General features: G+C 50.4%; 12 protein-coding genes. 1 reads left to right on the top strand and 11 read right to left on the bottom strand.

Features of this window, described 5'->3' with window-relative positions; translation table 11 throughout:
* Positions 1 to 24: 24 nt before the first annotated feature.
* The 7 genes from BM200_RS03640 to BM200_RS03610 all read right to left on the bottom strand — a co-directional run bounded on the left by BM200_RS03640 (position 25) and on the right by BM200_RS03610 (position 10,390).
* Positions 25 to 1,584 carry a response regulator transcription factor gene (locus tag BM200_RS03640; RefSeq protein ID WP_091181414.1) on the bottom strand — a complete coding sequence of 520 codons (1,560 nt, stop codon included), beginning with the start codon at positions 1,582 to 1,584 and terminating at the stop codon, positions 25 to 27.
* A complete protein-coding gene (locus BM200_RS03635) occupies positions 1,581 to 3,341 on the bottom strand; it encodes a cache domain-containing sensor histidine kinase (RefSeq protein WP_091181413.1) in 1,761 nt (586 codons plus the stop codon). The genes BM200_RS03640 and BM200_RS03635 overlap by 4 nt, the downstream gene beginning before the upstream one ends.
* Positions 3,342 to 3,455: 114 nt before the next feature.
* Complete coding sequence (locus BM200_RS03630; protein WP_091181411.1) at positions 3,456 to 4,928, bottom strand: rhamnulokinase; 1,473 nt, start codon at positions 4,926 to 4,928, stop codon at positions 3,456 to 3,458.
* Positions 4,929 to 4,940: 12 nt separating this feature from the next.
* Positions 4,941 to 6,200 carry an L-rhamnose isomerase gene (gene rhaA, locus BM200_RS03625; protein WP_091181409.1) on the bottom strand — a complete coding sequence of 420 codons (1,260 nt, stop codon included), beginning with the start codon at positions 6,198 to 6,200 and terminating at the stop codon, positions 4,941 to 4,943.
* Positions 6,201 to 6,219: 19 nt separating this feature from the next.
* Positions 6,220 to 8,289, bottom strand: coding sequence for a bifunctional aldolase/short-chain dehydrogenase (locus tag BM200_RS03620; protein WP_091181407.1), 2,070 nt, complete (start codon positions 8,287 to 8,289; stop codon positions 6,220 to 6,222).
* 152 nt (positions 8,290 to 8,441) lie between these two features.
* Positions 8,442 to 9,485: a Gfo/Idh/MocA family protein gene (locus tag BM200_RS03615; RefSeq protein WP_091181406.1), complete on the bottom strand. Its 1,044-nt coding sequence runs from the start codon at positions 9,483 to 9,485 to the stop codon at positions 8,442 to 8,444.
* A gap of 17 nt (positions 9,486 to 9,502) precedes the next feature.
* Positions 9,503 to 10,390 carry a sugar phosphate isomerase/epimerase family protein gene (locus tag BM200_RS03610; RefSeq protein ID WP_091181403.1) on the bottom strand — a complete coding sequence of 296 codons (888 nt, stop codon included), beginning with the start codon at positions 10,388 to 10,390 and terminating at the stop codon, positions 9,503 to 9,505.
* A gap of 123 nt (positions 10,391 to 10,513) precedes the next feature.
* Between BM200_RS03610 and BM200_RS03605 the strand changes: the two genes are divergently transcribed.
* A complete protein-coding gene (locus tag BM200_RS03605) occupies positions 10,514 to 11,443 on the top strand; it encodes a helix-turn-helix domain-containing protein (RefSeq protein WP_091181402.1) in 930 nt (309 codons plus the stop codon).
* 71 nt (positions 11,444 to 11,514) lie between these two features.
* On the opposite strand, the gene BM200_RS03600 is transcribed toward BM200_RS03605, so the two are convergent.
* The 4 genes from BM200_RS03600 to BM200_RS03585 form a co-directional block, all read right to left on the bottom strand.
* Positions 11,515 to 11,889, bottom strand: a complete 375-nt coding sequence (locus BM200_RS03600) for a VOC family protein (RefSeq protein WP_091181401.1) — start codon at positions 11,887 to 11,889, stop codon at positions 11,515 to 11,517.
* Positions 11,890 to 11,900: 11 nt separating this feature from the next.
* Positions 11,901 to 12,563 carry an SGNH/GDSL hydrolase family protein gene (locus BM200_RS03595; protein WP_091181400.1) on the bottom strand — a complete coding sequence of 221 codons (663 nt, stop codon included), beginning with the start codon at positions 12,561 to 12,563 and terminating at the stop codon, positions 11,901 to 11,903.
* Positions 12,564 to 12,622: 59 nt separating this feature from the next.
* Positions 12,623 to 13,360, bottom strand: a complete 738-nt coding sequence (locus BM200_RS03590) for a DUF4184 family protein (protein ID WP_091181399.1) — start codon at positions 13,358 to 13,360, stop codon at positions 12,623 to 12,625.
* A 142-nt stretch (positions 13,361 to 13,502) separates the two neighbouring features.
* Positions 13,503 to 18,434: an S-layer homology domain-containing protein gene (locus BM200_RS03585; protein ID WP_245772882.1), complete on the bottom strand. Its 4,932-nt coding sequence runs from the start codon at positions 18,432 to 18,434 to the stop codon at positions 13,503 to 13,505.
* Positions 18,435 to 18,448 lie beyond the last annotated feature (14 nt).

The raw sequence follows: 18,448 nt of genomic DNA, 5'->3' as shown, positions 1-18,448 counted from the left end.
TTCGTCAAAAAACAGACATCTTGTTTATGAGGTTTTCTTGAAATCCGAAGGTGATTTGCCTGTATATTTCTTAAAGACCTGACTGAAATAATGAGGATTATCGCCAAATCCCAGCTGCTCAGCGAGTTCAAATACTTTAACATCATTGCTTTCCTCGATGAGCTCGAGCGCTTTATCCATTCGAGTTTTCATGACATAGTTCGAGAATTTATCCCCGGTCTCTTTCTTGAACAGCTTGCCTAAATAATCCGCATTCATATATAAAATCTCGCTTGCCGCCCATTGCAGTGAAAGGGCCGGATTGCTCAAATGCTCGCTTACGATATTCATCATCTTCCGAATGATGCTGGAATGCCGGCAGGCTTGAATCTCATAGTTTTCCTCGCAAATCCGCTTTGCAGCGTCCTCCACGAAGCTTTGCAGCGACTGCAGCGTGCTTAAGGCTTCGATCTTGGCGAGCAGCTGCAAATACTCATTCATCCGCTGCGGCTCTGCTTGCCTGAACAGCGCCACATACAAGGGGATGACATAAGACTTGGCCGTCAAGTCATCCAGCCTAAGCTCCGCCAAAATACGAAAAGCTTCATCCAGCTCTCTCCTGACCTCTTCCCAGTTGCCTGATTTGGCCGCCATACAGAGCTGGGAATCGTCAAACAGAAAAGCCTGCTCCTCCAGTTCATGCTGCTGCTGAATATCACGGACCGTAATCAGACTTCCTCCTCCCAAATAAAAGCGGTGATTCAGGCAGCTTCGCGTATCCATGTACATTTTCCGGGCCTCCGCAAGCTCTCCGGCATCACTGATCGCAATCGTTGTATCCAGCTTGAAATAACCCATGAAGGTCCGTTTCACTTCCGCCAGAATACTGAGCAGCTCGCTTTCAGGATACTGGTCGCGAACCAAGATTAGCAGCTGGCTGCCAATCGTCGTACTCAGCAGAATGGTAGGCTTGCCGATAATATCTTCGGCAATGTTTTTCAGAGCAAACAGATGATCGAACTCAAACGGTCCTTCCAGCTGACAGAGCAGCAGCCTGGCCTCCAGATTCTCGAGCTGAATGCCAAACAACCTCCCATACTCGTCCCATTCCCGGCGGCCATAACGCTTATTCGTCACATACTCCTTCAGGAACTGTTCCTTTGCACTGGGGAGTACCTTCTTCAGCTCTTCCTGCATCCGGCGCATGAAGGCATCCGTATGCCGCTCCTGATCCAACTGCTCAACGACGGATACAATGGCCTCGGCGATCGTATTCTCATTGCACGGCTTCAGCAGATAATGCTTCACCCCGTACTGCATCGCTTGACGGGCATAGTCGAAATCTCCAAAGCCGCTCAGCATAATGCACGCAATATGGGGATGAGTTTCCTTCAATCGCTTCACCAGACTGAGACCGTCCATGCCGGGCATGCGGATGTCGCTGATAATGATATCCGGCGGCTGAGACTCGATGAATTGAAGCGCCTCCAGGCCGTTGCGCGCGGTCCCCGCAAGCTGTGTTCTATACTTCTCCCAATCCATGAGAGAAGCGATCCCTTCGAGAATAATCCGTTCGTCATCAATTAACAGCACCTTATACTTCATGCTCTCTCCCCCATTTCAATTGGCAGATACAACGTGATTCGTGTCTCATGCTGCGGAATGCTTTCTACCCCGATGCCGTAGCTTTCACCAAACAGCATCTTGATGCGGTCTTCAATATTACGAAGTCCAATTCCCGTCCCTCTCGGTGTAATGACACCGCTTCTGAGCTGATCAATGACATCGGCTGCAAGACCCGGCCCGTTATCCGACACGGTAATCGCAATACCGCCTTCGTATTCCTCTGCCGTAATGGTTATGACGCAAGCCTCTATCATCTGCTCAAGCCCATAATGGATTGCGTTCTCGACAAGCGGCTGCAAGCTGAGTTTAGGCACATACACGCCAAGCAGACGGTCGGGAATCCGGTTCTCGAAGACAAGCCGCTCTTCAAAGCGGATATGCTGGATCGCAATATAATGGCTGACCAGCCTCATTTCATCCTCCAGCGTCACGGTCGGCTGCTTGTGACTAATCGTACTCCGAAGCAAATAACCAAGCGATTCTACCATGACCGATATTTGCTTGTGACCTGCGATTTTGGCTGACCAGTTAATGGATTCCAAAGTATTGTACAAAAAATGCGGATTAATCTGTGCCTGCAGCGCCTTGAATTCCGTATCCTTTATCGTCAGCTGCTTGACATAGTTTTCGTTGATAAGCTCATCTATTCGTCCCACCATCATCCGGAAGTTGCGCTGCAGCTGTCCCGCTTCATCCTTCGCGAGGTTACGCTCCTCCTGCTCGTCGGCAAATTCGAAATGTCCGAGCTGAATCCGCTTCATCTTCTGATTAAGCCGTTCGATGGGACCTGTAATGGATCGCGAGAAGCTGAGGGCAGCACCCAGTATAAGGACGGAAAGCAGGATATAGACGATAATAACGGTATTTTTGGCCGACTCTGTTGTATGGAAGATTTCTTCATAAGAAATGACATTGACGTACACCCAGTTCAGAGTGCTGGATGAGAAATAAGTGATGAAATATTTTTTGCCCGCTATCGTCACGATCTTGAAGCCCTGCTGCCCGGTAAGATGCAGGGAAGTCAGATCCATGCCATTGGGCTGATCATGAGGATAGACCAGATTGCCGTCCTTCTCCATAATGGCAAAATACGCCTTGGAATTATCCGCCGAGGTCACAAGATCGCTGTAAAGCCGGTCAATATCGATCCGGACAGCCATATTGCCAAGATGATCCAGCTCAAGCCCATCCACTCTGCGGATTTCCCGGCCTGCGATCAGTGCATTGTCCCCATGATCGGGGAATACAAAACGAACGCCTCCGTTTGTCGTATTGGTCTCCTTAATGACTTGCTCCGTTCTTTCCTGCGAGAGGTTTATCATTTTGTATCCGTTTCCATATTGTTTCGAAAAAATATCCATCACATGGAAGGAGAGAATATACTTCTCATTACTCGTGAACGTGAGCAGACGCTGCCGAAGATTAACGGCCGTCAAATAATTGCTGTATTCAGAGCCTCCCGCTTTAATCTCGCTCAAGTAATCCTGAATATAACTGTCTGTCGCGATCTTGAAGGAGATCTTCTCCATATTGCGGAGCTCTTTCTCAACACCAAGCGAAGCACTGTTCAGCGCGCTGGCCGATTGCTTGTAAATCTCCTTGTCATAAGCGCGAAAAGCATATTGCATGACTACAAAGGTCGCAATGCCAATCACCGCCATCATTAAGGCGAGCAGGACGATAATTTTATACTTGATCCGCAAATTATAATAGAAAGCTAATATCCCCTGCCTCAATGTGTTGTCCCTCCCCGGATCATCAAAAAGAGAAAGCAGCGCTACAACGGGAATATCCCCGCAGTACCGCTGCCCGTAAAACCTGATTCTTACGCAAGGTCACTGGTGGATGACTCACCCGAGAGCTGTAGTCTCCAGGAATTGTCCATATCCATCATACCATGCATCCCCCTGCTCGGGGTCGTATATCGTAATCGGGAAAGAATCCCTTATCACACGCCGGGCTTCCCATATATCCGCGAATTCTCCCCTGGCAATCCATTGAACAGCCAGATTCCCGATCGCGCTTCCTTCCGCAGGTCCCGCCCATACGGGCTTGCCGATTGCGTTCGCCGTCCACTGGCACAGCAGCGTGTTGTGAATACCGCCGCCAACCATATGCAGCCCGTTGAATTGCTGTCCGGACAAACGCTCCGTCATCTCCAGGACGTAACGGTATTTGAACGCAAGGCTTTCCAATATGCAGCGAACAAGTGCGCCGACATTATCAGGAACCGGCTGATTCGTCTTCCGGCAATAGTCCCGTACTCTTGACGGCATATCGCCCGGTGCCATAAACACGGGATCATCAGGCTCGATAAACGCCGTGAACGCAGGTGCTTCGCCGGCAAGCTTCACGAGCTCAGGGAAACTGTAATTCTGACCGGCACGTTCCCATTCCCTGCGGCATTCCTGCAGAATCCATAAGCCCATAATGTTCTTCAGCAAACGGTAAGTACCGCCGAAGCCGCCCTCATTCGTAAAATTAAGCTGCTGCGCCTCTTCCGTTATGATCGGCTCCGATATTTCCGTTCCAAGCAGCGACCATGTCCCGCAGCTTAAGTAAGCAAAGGATCGGTTAAGTGCCGGAACAGCTACTACGGCAGAAGCCGTATCATGCTCCGCTACCGCATGGACGGCAATTGCTCCAAGACCAAGCTCCTCCTGCACGAATGGCTGCAAATAACCGGCAGGCGAGCCAGGCTGAAGCACCTCTCCGAACCAGCTCTTCGGCAGGCCAAGATGCTGGAGCAAATCCTCATCCCACTGCTGTTTAACCGGATTATAGAGCTGCGTAGTTGTTGCATTAGAGAATTCGTTGTACATTTCGCCTGTCAGGAAGTAACGAAGCAGATCCGGAATCATCAGAAAATGCTCAGCTGAATCTAGAATCGGCGATTGATTAAGCTTGGCCGCATGCAGCTGATAGATCGTGTTAAACGGCAGGAATTGAATGCCCGTCGCTTTAAAAATCTCCTCCGGAGTCAACTCTTCCCGCAGTCTTTCCATCATCCCGGCGCTGGACCGGTCACGATAATGAAGCGGATTGCCAAGCAGACCGCCATCCCGGCCGATCAAGCCGTAATCAACAGCCCAGGAATCAATCCCGATGCTGAGCGGCGTTACACCGTTATGCTTCGCTTTAAGCAAGCCCTGCTTGATCTCATGATACAGCCGGAGAATATCCCAGTGCAGACGGTCACCCGCCTGCACCGGATCATTAGGAAAGCGGTGGAGCTCCTCCGTTACAATCCTGCCATCCTTCAGACTGCCAAGAATGGCTCTCCCGCTGCTTGCACCGAGGTCAAATGCGATAATATCCGACAATCGGTTGCCCTCCTAACCGCGCTGCAGCAATACGTTTTGTTCGTACTCTTTCACTTCTGCAATCCATTGCTCACGGACAGGCACGCCTTTTGATGCGCAATAGTAATCCCAGATTGCGCCAAACGGATACGATTTGAACTCTTCCGTTAATGCAAGACGTGTCGTATAGTCGCCTTCCAGCTCTGCCTTCTTAAGGGTCTCAACCGGCTCCAGCATCGCACGAAGCAAGGCCTTGATTGTGTTCCGCGTTCCAACGACCCAAGCGGCTACGCGGTTGATGCTGGCGTCAAAGAAATCGAGTCCGATATGCGTAGTGCCCAGAAGATCGTGACGTACCAGTTCTCTGCCGATCTCGAGCAGCTCATCGTCCATAATAACGACATGGTCGCTGTCCCATCTCATCGGACGGCTTACATGAAGCAGAATACCGCTGGTAAAGAGCGCAAGAGAAGATAATTTATTGGAAATGACCTCGGTCGGATGGAAATGTCCCGCATCCAGGCAGATCATTTTGTCGTTCTGCAGACCATAACCCATATAGAACTCGTGGGAGCCCACAACATACGCTTCGGAGCCAAGCCCAAACAGCTTGCTCTCCACAGCATCGAGGTTATACTTCGGATCAATCGGCTCGGCGAATACTTCATCCAGCGATGCCTTTAGGCGTTTGCGCGGAGTCATCCGGTCAACCGGATTATCCTTGAAGCCGTCCGGAACCCAGACATTCGTTACGCAGGTTTGGCCTAATTGCTCGCCAAAGTATGCGCCGATGCGGCGGGAAGCTTTGCAATGATCGATCCAGAATTGACGGATCTCCGCATCAGGATGGCTAAGCGTAAAGCCTTCGCTTGATTTCTCATGGGAGAAGCAGGTCGGGTTGAAATCAAGGCCAAGGCCCTGCTCCTTCGCCCATGTTACCCAACGCTCATAATGCCGCGGCTCAAGCTGATCAAGCTCAACCTTCTCGTCCGTATCGGTGTAGATCGCATGAAGATTCACTTTATGCTTGCCCGGAATGAGAGAGAACGCTTTATCCAGATCGGAACGAAGCTCCTCCGGCGTTCTTGCTGCGCCAGGATATTGACCGGTAACCGAAATGCCTCCGGTCAATTCCTGATCAGCGTTCAGGAACCCTTTCACATCATCGCCTTGCCAGCAGTGCATGGAGACTTTGATTGTCTCCAGCTTGCACAGTGCTTCATCTGTATCGATGCCGTGCTGGGCATACAAAGCCTTTGCCGCTTCATAAGCTTGCTTCACATTTGGTTCCATAAGTATGGGAGCCTCCTTCTTAGCGTGTGAATGCAGCCGGTACACCGCCGTCAATCGTCAGCATACAGCCTGTTGTTTTGTCCGATTTCGAGGATGCGAAGAAGGCGATGCCTTCCGCAATATCTCTTGGATAGATATTAACGAGCAGTGTCGTCCGTTTACGGTAGTGCTCTTCCAATTGGTCTGGCTCAATGCCGTAAGCAGCTGCACGTTCATTGCGCCATGCGCCGTTCCAGATCGCAGAGCCTTGCAGGATGGCATCCGGCAGAATCGTATTCACACGAATGCCGAATTCCCCGCCTTCTGCTGCAATACAGCGTGCAAGATGGGCTTCGAGTGCTTTCGCCGAGCTGTAAGCCGTAACGCTCTTGCCTGCGAAGATGGAGTTTTTGGAGCCGATAAATACCATGTTGCCGCCAATGCCCTGCTGCTTCATCAGCTTGAACGCTTCGCGGGCAACAAGGAAATAACCCGTGCCAAGCACGTTAATATTCAGATTCCATTCTTTCAGCGATGTTTCATCAAACGGACTGGAGGTTGCAAGTCCTGCGTTGTTGACAATAATGTCCACTCCGCCATACACAAGCGCTACTTCTGCATAAGCCGCTTGTACGGCTTGCTCATCCGTAACGTCCATCTTAACCGCGTAAGCACGGTTCTCGCCGAATTTTTCGTTAATCTCTTGAGCGACCTTTTGCGCTCCTTCCAGGTTCAGGTCGGCAAGCACCACATGTGCGCCTTCCGATACGAGGCGACGGGCTGTCTCGCTGCCGATACCGCCTGCACCGCCGGTAATAAAGGCAACCTTGCGGGAGAACTCGGCTTCCGCAGGCGCAAGCGACAGCTTGTAAAGCTCAAGCGGCCAGTATTCCACGTTATACGACTCGTTCGCGCTGAGCGAAACGAAGTTGCCAAGCGCAGTAGCGCCGCGCATAACCGAAATGGCACGATGGTACAATGCGCCGCTGACTTGCGAAAGCGCCCAGCTCTTGCCTGTATTAATCATACCGAGGCCCGGAATCAAAATAACGCGCGGAGCCGCTTCGAACATAACGTCACCTTCGTTTTTGTTTTCCTCGAAGTACGCTTTGTATTGTTCTTTGTAAGCTGCAACGCCTTCAATCAATTTCGACTTCAGACCTTCGATATCCTCTGTGTTTGGCGTCCAATCGATAAAGAGCGGGACAACCTTCGTATGGACGAGATGGTCCGGGCAAGCTGCGCCTACTTGCGACAGCTGGGCAGCATCCGCCCCGCCAACAAAGGCAAGCACATCTTCCTGGTCATCGTAGGAAAGAATCATTTTCTTCACATCGGATACGGCACCGCGGATGGTAGGCATCACTTGCGAGACGATTTGACGGCGAACGTCGGCAGGAAGCGCTTCGTGCTTTACGCCGCCAAACAGTTTGGCTTCATTTACACGAGCTTCGATGAAAGCTTCTGCTTCATTAATAATCTTGATCGTTTGCGCATAACACTCCTCGGAAGTTTCACCCCAAGTGACAAGGCCATGCTTCTCCATCAGAACCAGCTCAGCGTTTGGATTAGCCAATACGCCTTCTGCGATCATTTTCGAAAGAGTAAAGCCAGGACGCACATACGGTACCCACACGAAGCGGTTGCCGAAAATCTCTTCTGCCAGGTGGCGGCCGTTATCGGCACAGCACAGGCTGATAATCGCATCCGGATGCGTATGGTCCACATGCTTGAACGGCAGGAAGGCATGCAGCAAGGTTTCGATCGAAGCGCGCGGATGCTTCGCGTCAATCATACAATTGCCAAGGTAAGCAACCATCTCTTCGTCGGACATTTCACCGCGCTCGAAGAGCGGGCGGATATCTTCCATCCGAAGACCGGTAAAGTTCGCCGCTTTCATCGAACCAAGGTCCGAACCGCTGCCTTTTACATACATCACTTCAATATCACGGCCGCGGAAGTCCTTAACCGTTGTTTTTGTCGAGGTATTGCCGCCATAAATATTGCATACGCGGCGGTCTGCTCCGATCAGGTTGGAGCGGTAGACCAATTGATCAAGACCATTCGTAAACCGGGATGCGTCAGATGATTGCCATAAGCTTTGTACCATTTTGTTTACCTCCGAATACTTTGTTTTATCTTTATGTTTTGATAGTACCACGTTTGTTTTTGTTTGAAAACAAAAATATTTCGGGCATAAACAAATATATTCGGAAACAAAAAGAGCGGAAAAGCTTCCGCTCTCCCGCTCTCATGGATCTCTTACTTCCTAATAAAATCCGCAATGGCTACTTTGCGGCCAACCCTCGCGCTCTCCAGTGCCGCATTCACCATCGCCATGCTGAATTGATTATCCCGGCTGTCCGTTTCTGCCCTGCGGTTCTCCTGAAGAGACAGGAACATCTCATCGAGACAGCCCGGATGTCCGGAACGCTCCGTATAGACACCCATATCCCCTTCAATGCGGACAAAGGATTTGATGAACTTACCGTCCTGCTCTTCCGGAGCTATCACTTCCGCATAAGGAGCATCATGTCCGTTCCAGATGGCTGTCCCTTTCTCGCCCGTAATCCGCCAGTCGGCTTCCCATGAAGTATGTGCCCCTTCCGCACACCAGGAGCCGCGGTAATTAAATACGGAGCCGTCAGACATTTCGAAGATACAGACAGCCGCGGCAGCTCCCTCGTACCAGGAGCCAGGCGGGTTAAATTCATGGCAGTAGACCGACACCGGATCCGCTCCCAGAATAAGCCGTGCCTGATCAAAGGTATGAATAGCCATGTCGAGCAGCAGCGGACTTGCCATCGTATCCCGAAATCCGCCGAAATGCGGCCCCAGGAAGAAATCCGCGTTCACGAACCCGGGCTTGCCAATCGTACCCGTTTCAATTAAATGGCGCAGCGAGCGGATCCGGGGATCAAACCGTCGGTTCTGCATGACGGCGTGTGACTTGCCGGTCTCATCGGCAATACGGATCAGATCCTTGCACTCCTCCGCCGTTTCTGCCAGCGGCTTCTCTCCAAAGATGTTGCAGCCGAGCTGCATAGCTGTGCTGGCGATCTTATGATGACTCGCCGGAATCGTCACGTCGAATACGAGATTTGCGCCGGTCTCTTTTATGGCCTCGGCAAGATCAGTGAAGGTACGGCAGCTCAAACCTTTTTTCTCCCGCATTTTCTCGGCAAATTCCAGTTTAATATCAACTAATGCTACGATTTCGGTATCCTCACGCTCGATAGCCGTATCAATCCATATGTTCGACATGCCTCCGCAGCCGGCTACGACCACTTTATATGTTGCACTCATCACTATGCACTCCTCTATTACTTCGGATTTGGCACAAACGATCCGCCGCGGCACTGCTTCAAATAATTCAATCCATGGACTTGGCCGGTCATCTCAAGCTCATCGCGGTAGACCGGATCATGCCAGCCTTCGATATCAATTGTTCCTTGATAACCCGCTTGTCTGAGGATCGTAATGATATCCGTCCAGTTCGTATCGCCAAAGCCCGGCGTCCGGTGCCACACGAACGGCTTGGGGCCATGAATGCCGTATTCTTTTACGATATCCCATGCGATAGTTGCATCCTTGCCGTGAACATGGAATACTTTATCCACCCATTTGCGAAGCTGCGGAATCGGATCAATAAGCGATACCATCTGATGGCACGGTTCCCACTGCAGCCCGATATTGTCCGATGGAATCGCGTTAAACATCTTCTCCCACGCTGTCGGATTATGAGCAATGTTCCAGTCGCCGCTATCCCATGTACCACCCATATCGCAGTTCTCGAACGCAATCCGGACTCCTTTGTCTGCAGCGCGTTTGCCCAGTTCGCCAAACACTTCCGCATAACGAGGAATGGAGCTGTCAATCGATTCCCCGGTCAAACGGCCGGTAAAGCCGGAGACGATATCCGTGCCGAATAAATGCGCATGATCAATCAGTCTCTCCCAGCTGGCAAGCGTATCCGCATTGTTGCCTGCGCCCGTCAGCGGATTGCCAAAGATGCCAACCGTCGATATAATGAAACCGTATTCATCTGACAGCTCGCGAACCCGCTTTGCCGTTTCAACCAGATCCGTGCTGCCGGTCGTTTGCCAGAAAGTCAGGCTGTAGGATTCAAAGCCATGAGGAGCAATTTGCGGAATGACGCGGACAGCGTCCCCTCCGCCTACTAATGTTCCAATTCGAAGTACTTGCGACATATCATTACCACTCCTATTTTGGTGGAATAAATTTGATTGCACACTCAGTATAACGCGGGTAATTGGAGGATTCTCTACCATTCTTGTGTTTTACTAGTCCTATATTGTGGAGTTGAGACTTGCATGAGCTATCCGAAGGAACTGCGGGAGAATACTAGAATTGATGAGAAAACACATCCGGTTCAGATTTTCACCAACCATGCCTATCAGAAGAAGCCGGGCGATCTGATTCTTTATTTGCATTGGCATGAGCATTTCGAGATTATTGTCATGCAGCAGGGCAGCGGCATGTTCCATATCGACAGCGAGTCCTATGAGGCGCGTCCGGGCGATGTCTTGTTTATACCGGCCGGCGCCCTTCATGTCGGCTACAGCACCTGCGATGGAGATATTGCGTACCTGGCCATCGTATTTAACAGCTCCCTGTTCCAGAATTGGATGCACGATTCCCTGCATACCAAATATGTGCTGCCTTACTTGGAAGGCCGTGTCCACCTCCCGGTCATGCCCACCTTAATTGATCCGTCATGCGCGGACTATTATTATCTGCTGGAGCAGGCCAATTCGGAATTTACAGCAAAGCAGCCCGCTTACCAGCTCATGGTGAAATCGCAGCTTCACATGCTGCTCACCCTGCTGTCCCGTAAATTCCTGCCGCAGCAGCTGCCCGAACAGGCGACAAATCAATATGTGCAGAACCGGGAAAGATTCAAGACGCTGATTGAATATATTGAAGTGAACTTTGCAGACAAACAGACCGTCGCAGATGCCGCAAAGCGGATGAACTTAAACATCCATCATTTCTGTAAAATGTTCAAAAAGCTGACCGGCCGGACCTTCATTGATTATGTAAATGTATGCCGGGTGAATGAGGCGGAACGGCTGCTGCTTGCCGGTGATCTTTCCATTACGGAAATTGCCGGCCTCGTCGGCTGTGATAACTCCAATTATTTCACGAAGATGTACAAGAAATATAAAGGCACAGCCCCGTCACAGATTAGGAAACAACAACCCGAAGTAAACAAAATCCCCTTGAGCGAGCCTATCGCCTAAGGGGATTCTTATTTATTCGCTAACTCGATACAAATGCCGGTAGCCAAGCCTTATTGTATAGTCGAATGCGATTAATTCCACTCCAACAATTCCAGTCGGTTGCCGAATGGATCATTTACATACAATCGTCGCACACCTTCGTCTGCCCTGGCTTCATCATCAATGACCGGAATTCCGTGCTCAATTAGGTGAATGCGCAGTCCCTCCAGATTCCGTACATGGAAGGCAGGATGCGCTTTTGCCGCCGGAACAAAATTCTTTTGAACCCCGATATGTACCTGGTGGGTACCGCATTGAAACCACACCCCGCCTCGAGCCAGCAAGTTGTCAGGTTTGGGGATTTCCGGCCATCCTAACAGATCATGAAAGAAATCCCGAGCCCTGGCTTCACAGCCTTCCGGAGCTGCTAATTGAATATGGTCGATTCCTAGAAAGGAATAAGTCATGGATACACCCCTTATAATTGGGAACCGCTAGTTAATCGCAATGGACTGTTCTGAACGGCTTTTAACCATTCTGCTGCCATCAAATAATGACCGGCAGCGGTTGGATGCACGCCATCGTGAAGCCAATAATCAGGCGCAGCTTGTTCCGCTGCTTGATCGAAAGCCTGCTGGAACGGCACGAACACGGCATTATACTCTTCTGCCAACTGCTTCACCATATCGCTTTGCCTTTCAACTCTCTCGCGCCAGCCGCTCCATTCCTTTAAGGTAACGCCTGTGCGCAGAACAAAAGGCTCCCCTAATACGAGCTTGGTATCCGGCAGCACTTCCCTCGTCTCCTCCAGCAAAATGCGGTAAGCACGCTCGAAGCGGTCCGTTGCCCCGCTAGGCAGGTTATCCATAATCCGCCAAGTATCGTTTACCCCAATCAGGATACTGAGAATATCCGGCTTAATCGCTATGGCATCTTCGTTCCAGCGGGCGTACAAGTCGGATACCCGATTGCCGCTGATGCCCCGGTTAATGAATTGATGCCCATCCTCCGCCATCTGATAGCCCAGCTGTCCGGCAATATGATGTACGTATCCTTGTCCCAGCGCCTGTCCCGGACTTCCTTCACGGGCACGTCCGCAGTCAGTGATGGAATCGCCTTGAAACAATATAACCTTACCCATTTCAATCTTCCTCTCATCGTTAAGCTATCATAACGCCTTCTCTCCCATTTTATAGAAGTCTATGCCTGCCTGTAAATCATGGATGCTGCAACCAGACCTACACAAAGTCCCGAGACTGGCGCAACTGCCAGAATACTAATCGTTGGTAAACCGCTGACATATAGTTTCAGTACGGTGAGGAACACCGCCCACAACACGACAACAAACCAGTACAGCCATTTCTGATGGGATGGAATACGAGACACGCCTTTCGTGCTTGGTTTGCTTTTATAGAGATGAAAAATAATCGTTAGCGACATGACGGACAGACCTAGCAGCGAGAAGCTGTATTGCAATAGTTTAAATAACGGCAGATCTAGTACAATAATCCGGTTTAACACGTCCAGATGCTGGACAAAATAGCCGCTCTCATGCGTAAAGCCATCAACGAAGATATGGGTGTAGAACCCGATAACGACGGACAGCAAATAAATAAGCCATGCCCCGATGCTTCTCATATCCCAACGGCTCAACAGTCGATATGCCCGCTTATCCAGATCGAATATCGATGGCAGATGCAGAGCAAGTGATCTTTTGACCACATAATGAAATAAAATGCCCAGCAGAATACATAGCGGTATAACTTGCATGAACAACCCCTGGATCGTATGCCCAATCGTCTGATGAGGCGCAAGATAAACAAAATACTCCATATCCGGCCCCATGCTTCCCAGCACCAGACCCGTAACACTAACCAATTTGCGGTTCACATGTTTCAAAGGATAAGCAAACAGCGGATGAGCTAACGTATAAGGCATTGACCATGACTCCAATCTGCAGATTTCTACTTTATCTTTAACAATAAACGTTTCAGAAGTAAAAAAGTTACAGTTTCTCGCATTCTCATGACGCACGCAAATGAAAAAGCCGGCTGTCGATAGCCGGCTTCTTCATACCTTATTAAGCTTGGATCGTTGTATTTAACCTGTACAGAATCGATGCGGCTTCAGCGCGTGTTGCTGTCTTATTCGGGTAATATCGCCCTTCCGGCGTCCCTTTAATAAGCCCGGATTTCAGCGATTGCGCTACTGCATCCGCTGCCCATGCCGCGATATCGCTGCTGTCCTTCAATGCTGCAAGCTGTTCTGCACTTCCCGTCTGCGTTTTACCAATAAATGCAAGGACATTTGCTGCTGTTACGGCCATCTGCTGTCTTGTCATTTTGTCGTTTGGACGGAAGGTTCCGTCCGTGAAGCCTTGGATAATTCCCGTTTCTGTCGCCGCAGCTACGGCTTCAGCATACCAGGCATTATCAGGAACATCCTTATAGCTGCTTGCTGAGGAGCTTGCTGTCAGACCAAGCGCTCTGGTCAGCATCGCGACCCACTCTGCACGGGTCAACTGCTGCTCAGGAGCAAATTGATCTGCCGTTACACCGTTTACAATAAAGCTCGAAGCAAGGGCGTTAATCTCTTTTTCCGCCCAATGGCCTTTTGTATCTCGGAACGACTTGTTCGCTGCAACTACAGCATACACGCTATTATGATTGGAACGAATAATTGCATTTACATTTCCGTTTGCATCTGTCATGAAGGTCGTTGGTACCGGAAGAATCGTACCGTCCGTCCCAATCACAACTCCAGCAGCCGGCTTTTCATTCGTCTTGCCAAGAGTAATTGTCTTGATGACGTAATGCTTGCCAAAGCGAGTGACTTCCTGCCAGCTCTGATCCTTGCCGATCCATACTGTAAATTCGACCGGGACACCAATCAAGCTGCCTTGTTTGTTGTGAAGTGCTTGCTCTGCTGCCTGTTTAGCGGTATTCGAAACCTGGCTAACTCCAATACGAAGCTGTTGTCCGCTTCCTGACATGCTGCTCAGAATAGCTTGCAGGGGAAGCTCATACGTTCCAAGATCGGTTTTTACCTTAATCGTAAGATTTTTGTTCGTGTTTAATAGCTCTGTCAGCGTATTTGCCGGGAATTCTGCCTGTAGATGGCTTTGATCGTCCAGATCGCTTAAATCGATTGTTATCAAATCCACCTTGCTGTCTTGAGCGGCACTAGTAAGCAATGCTGCATTCACCTTGACTACGGAAGCTGAATCGCCATTCGGATCAGTCTCGGTTTTCGAGGTGAACCCGCTAATCGTAGAACCGGTTCCATCTTTGGTCACGACAGGACCAGTTGTATTTCCGGCTCCATTAGGATCTGTCGGGTTCGTTGGAGTAGTCTCTCCGCTTGATACAGTCACATTTGCTTTAGCTGTGAAGCCGCCATCTTCCGTAGTGACCGTAATTTCTGCCGTTCCAACCCCTTTGGCTGTAACTACGCCACCTGCTACAGCTGCTACCGAAGAGTTGCTGCTGCTCCAGTAAACATTATGATTCTCAGCATCACCTGGCTGCACGGCCGCAGTCAGTGTGCCCGTCTTCATGTTCGACAGATTAAGGGAAAGCTCGGCTTTATCGAGTGTAACCCCGGTTACACCAACTGTCGCATCCGGATAGCGGTACACTTCAAAATCATCAATGGCCGCCCAGTTGCCGCTTTTGGCATCCGAGAATATGCCGATTTGCAGCTTGCCGTTCGTTACTTCGATTTGGTCAATGGCAAATGGAGTATACACACTTCCGCTTGCGCTTCTCATATCCTTCGTCAGCTGCGGTACATCGTCGCCATAGCCTGATATTTCAAGCTGGAATTTGTTCTGTCCCCCGCCGGTTCTTGCCCACACTTGAACTTTGTACATACCGTTAGGAACGGTCAGCGTTTGAAAGTTCGATTGCTGGTAAGCCGATCCTGCCCAATGCGTCATTTTATATTTGCCGCGAGGCGAATCATTATCGATGGAGGAAGCATTGGCTTGCGTTCCCGGATGCCATTCCTGCCATGGCGAAAGTGTAGGCTTTCCATCCTGATCCGTCGTCTCAAAATCCAGGTTGTTGCCCGGGAGCGGCAGGAGAACACTCGCAACTGTTGGAGTTTCGGTCACAGCGTTGCTTGCTGCCGATTCGTTGCCCGCCTGGTCCACCGCTTTAACGGTAAAGGTATAACGCGTACCCGCTTTCAAATTCGTTACGGTATAGCGGGATTCCGGCGCCGGATCTACCGATGCCCGTTTAAAGCCATTGACATAAACATTGTATTTCAGGAAATCCGTCTCCGCGTTTGGCTCCCAAACTAGCATCACCTGCTCAATGCCCGGTTCAGCAATCAGCGAGGCAGGAGCAGCAGGTGCTGCCGTATCGGAACCTGCCGCAGTTGTTGCAATATCAGATACACTTGCAGCCGATTCTCCTGTTGTATTAAAGGCCGTGACCCGGTAGGAATAAGCGGTAGAACCGCGCAAGCCTTGATCAACATAGCTGGTTGCCTCTCCGGAAGCCAGTCCGATCAAGCGGTAATCCGGGTATACACCACCTGCCGTCGTTGCTGAGTCTGCAGTAGAACGATAGATTTTATAGCCTTCTGCACCAGGAACGGATGTCCAGGCAAGCTTTATGTTATGACCTCCGTCAAGCTCTGCACTTACACCTTGAGGGGTTTCCGGAGCATCCGTCCCTTGTGCTGCCGATGGCGCTTTCGTAATAACCGGTGTCAATTCCACATCGTCAAAGGCTGCCCATTCGCCGCCTTTGTTAAGAGAATGAATGCCGAGTTCAACTTGGCCACTTGTCACCTGAATCTCAGGAATAACGATTTGCGTCCAAGATCCTACATACGCCGTTGTTGCTGCAGGCACGCTGAGATCTGCGCCGCCATATTGCTTCGCTTCTAGACTTACCTGGGTATCGCCGCCTTTTTGATACCAGACCGAAGCCTTATAGGTTCCGTTTGGCACTTTGACGGTACGGTATGTCGTCTGCTCGTATGGCGTACTGCCGCCTAAATAATGAGTGAGCTTATACGAACCGGTTCGCGGGTTGTCTCTGTCCGCCTTTTGGGCGCTAGCCTGACCTTCCGGTGTCCAGCCGTTCCAACCGGCAAGTGCCCCTTCTTCAAAGCTGCCGCCAATACTCAAGTAGTTGAAGCTGCTCTGCACAAAATCATAAGAGAACTGGAACCAGTTCAGATTCACTTTGCCGCGGAACACTACATAGAGCTTATGCTTGCCTGTAACGGCTTCTACCTGCGCGGCTTTCGTAATCCAGGAGCCGTTCGTATCGGTAAGATCTATGCCTCCTGCATATGCCCCATCCGGAGCATCCAGACGGAATTCTATGCCGCCGTCACCTTGAGCCTGGGCTCTAACTTTCACACTTGCCGTTCCATTCAGGAACTCGACATGATCAAACGCGATATAGCTGCCGTCTGACGAAGAACCTGCATATTTTCCGCCGCCAGTGTCTGTTGTTACAGCTGTTGTAATACCGTTTGATTCGCTGTAATCCTCTGCTTGCAAGGCCGCATATGGACTGATGGATGCTGTGCCGTCCTGCGTACCGTTCCATACAAAGCTTGCTGCCGCTCCTGCTGGAAGGGTGTAGGCAAAGCTTTTTGCACCCCATCTCACTTTGAAATCCTTAGGTTCCTTGGATGAGTTCAGTGCAAGCAATACCTTGGAGCCGTCCGGGTTTACGAACGCAACATCTTCAATGCTGCCTGCTCCGAATGTATTCGACTTGATCCGCTGCGCACCCGGCAGAACAAACTTGCTTGCCTGGCCAAAGGCGTAAAACTCTTCATTGTAAGTCACTTCATCCGTGCTGCTGTTAACGGTAACGATCCCGCGGCAGTCCTTACAGCCGCCTACATACGGGCCGTGGTTCTCGTCAAGGGCAATATTCCATTTGAGCGAAGTCCGTGCCCAGTTGCGGGTTGCGCCAATGATAAGGTTTTGGAAGTCCCATTGTACGTTGCCGGCAAAGTCAGGGGAGAATTCACCGCCGGAGCTTTCCGTGAAGTAAATATCTTTGTCCGGATGCTGGTCATAAACAAGCGACTGAGCGCTTACATTACCCGCATAGCCGTGGAAAGCGGAGCCGGCAATATATTTCTTCGCATCTGCATCGTTCAGAACGTCAATCGGATACTGTGGTTCACTCCAGTTATGATCCCAGACCACAATTTTAGTATCGATTTCAGCAGTTTCAAAAGCTGGACCCAAGTAATCTTTAACGAACTTGGCCTGGTCCTCCGGCTCCATCCGCATCCCCGGATAATCACCCGGCTCGAAATGAGGCTCATTCTGAAGCGTAACCGCATCAATCGGTATCCCCGCTGCTTCATACGCCTCAATAAATTTAACGAAGTATTGCGCGTACGCGCCGTAATATTCCTCTTTCAGCTTCCCTTTTATCGATGAGTCCGTTGTTTTCATCCAGCCTGGCGCACTCCATGGTGTTCCCATGATTTTCAAATCCGGATTAATTTCCAATGCCTGCTGAAGAAGCGGAATAATGTATGCGCTGTCATGAGCGATCGAGAAATGCTCAAGTTCGGGATCGGACTCACCTGCCGGCATATCATCATATGTATAAATGCTTGTTGCAAAATCGCTTGCACCCATTGGCAGACGCAAATAGCTAAACCCCGCGCCGTCACCTTCTCGGCTGAACAGCTTATTCATCAGAGCATCTTTTGCCTGCTCATCCATCTGTGAAATCACATACGCCGAAGAATCCGTAAGAGAACCGCCAAATCCGTCAATCGTCTGATACTTCGTATTCTCATCCAAATCAATGGTCAGCTCCGCCGGCGCACCATTTGTTTCAAATGCAACGTCCGGCTGCTTGCTTAACAAATTACTCTTGTCACCCGTTGTCATCCACACATTGACCGGATCAGTCGCTGCCGATACAGCCGGTACTGCAATACCGGTAAAGCTGGAGACAACAAGACCAGCAACCAATGTCTGTGCGGCCACCCGTTTCCACATACTAGCTCCCATGCTTTAAGCACCTC

The organism is Paenibacillus catalpae (genome assembly GCF_900112695.1).
Taxonomy (GTDB): domain Bacteria; phylum Bacillota; class Bacilli; order Paenibacillales; family Paenibacillaceae; genus Pristimantibacillus; species Pristimantibacillus catalpae.
The sequence above is the reverse complement of the archived record's forward strand: the minus strand, read 5'-3'. Positions and strand labels throughout refer to the sequence as shown.

Bases quoted from the DNA above. Each gene is read 5' to 3' on its own strand.
- rhaA (WP_091181409.1), bottom strand. From the start codon at position 6,200: ATGGAACCAAATGTGAAGCAAGCTTATGAAGCGGCAAAGGCTTTGTAT.
- BM200_RS03610 (WP_091181403.1), bottom strand. From the start codon at position 10,390: ATGTCGCAAGTACTTCGAATTGGAACATTAGTAGGCGGAGGGGACGCT.
- BM200_RS03605 (WP_091181402.1), top strand. From the start codon at position 10,514: ATGAGCTATCCGAAGGAACTGCGGGAGAATACTAGAATTGATGAGAAA.
- BM200_RS03595 (WP_091181400.1), bottom strand. From the start codon at position 12,563: ATGGGTAAGGTTATATTGTTTCAAGGCGATTCCATCACTGACTGCGGA.
- BM200_RS03640 (WP_091181414.1), bottom strand. From the start codon at position 1,584: ATGAAGTATAAGGTGCTGTTAATTGATGACGAACGGATTATTCTCGAA.
- BM200_RS03585 (WP_245772882.1), bottom strand. From the start codon at position 18,434: ATGGGAGCTAGTATGTGGAAACGGGTGGCCGCACAGACATTGGTTGCT.
- BM200_RS03600 (WP_091181401.1), bottom strand. From the start codon at position 11,889: ATGACTTATTCCTTTCTAGGAATCGACCATATTCAATTAGCAGCTCCG.
- BM200_RS03620 (WP_091181407.1), bottom strand. From the start codon at position 8,289: ATGGTACAAAGCTTATGGCAATCATCTGACGCATCCCGGTTTACGAAT.
- BM200_RS03615 (WP_091181406.1), bottom strand. From the start codon at position 9,485: ATGAGTGCAACATATAAAGTGGTCGTAGCCGGCTGCGGAGGCATGTCG.
- BM200_RS03590 (WP_091181399.1), bottom strand. From the start codon at position 13,360: ATGCCTTATACGTTAGCTCATCCGCTGTTTGCTTATCCTTTGAAACAT.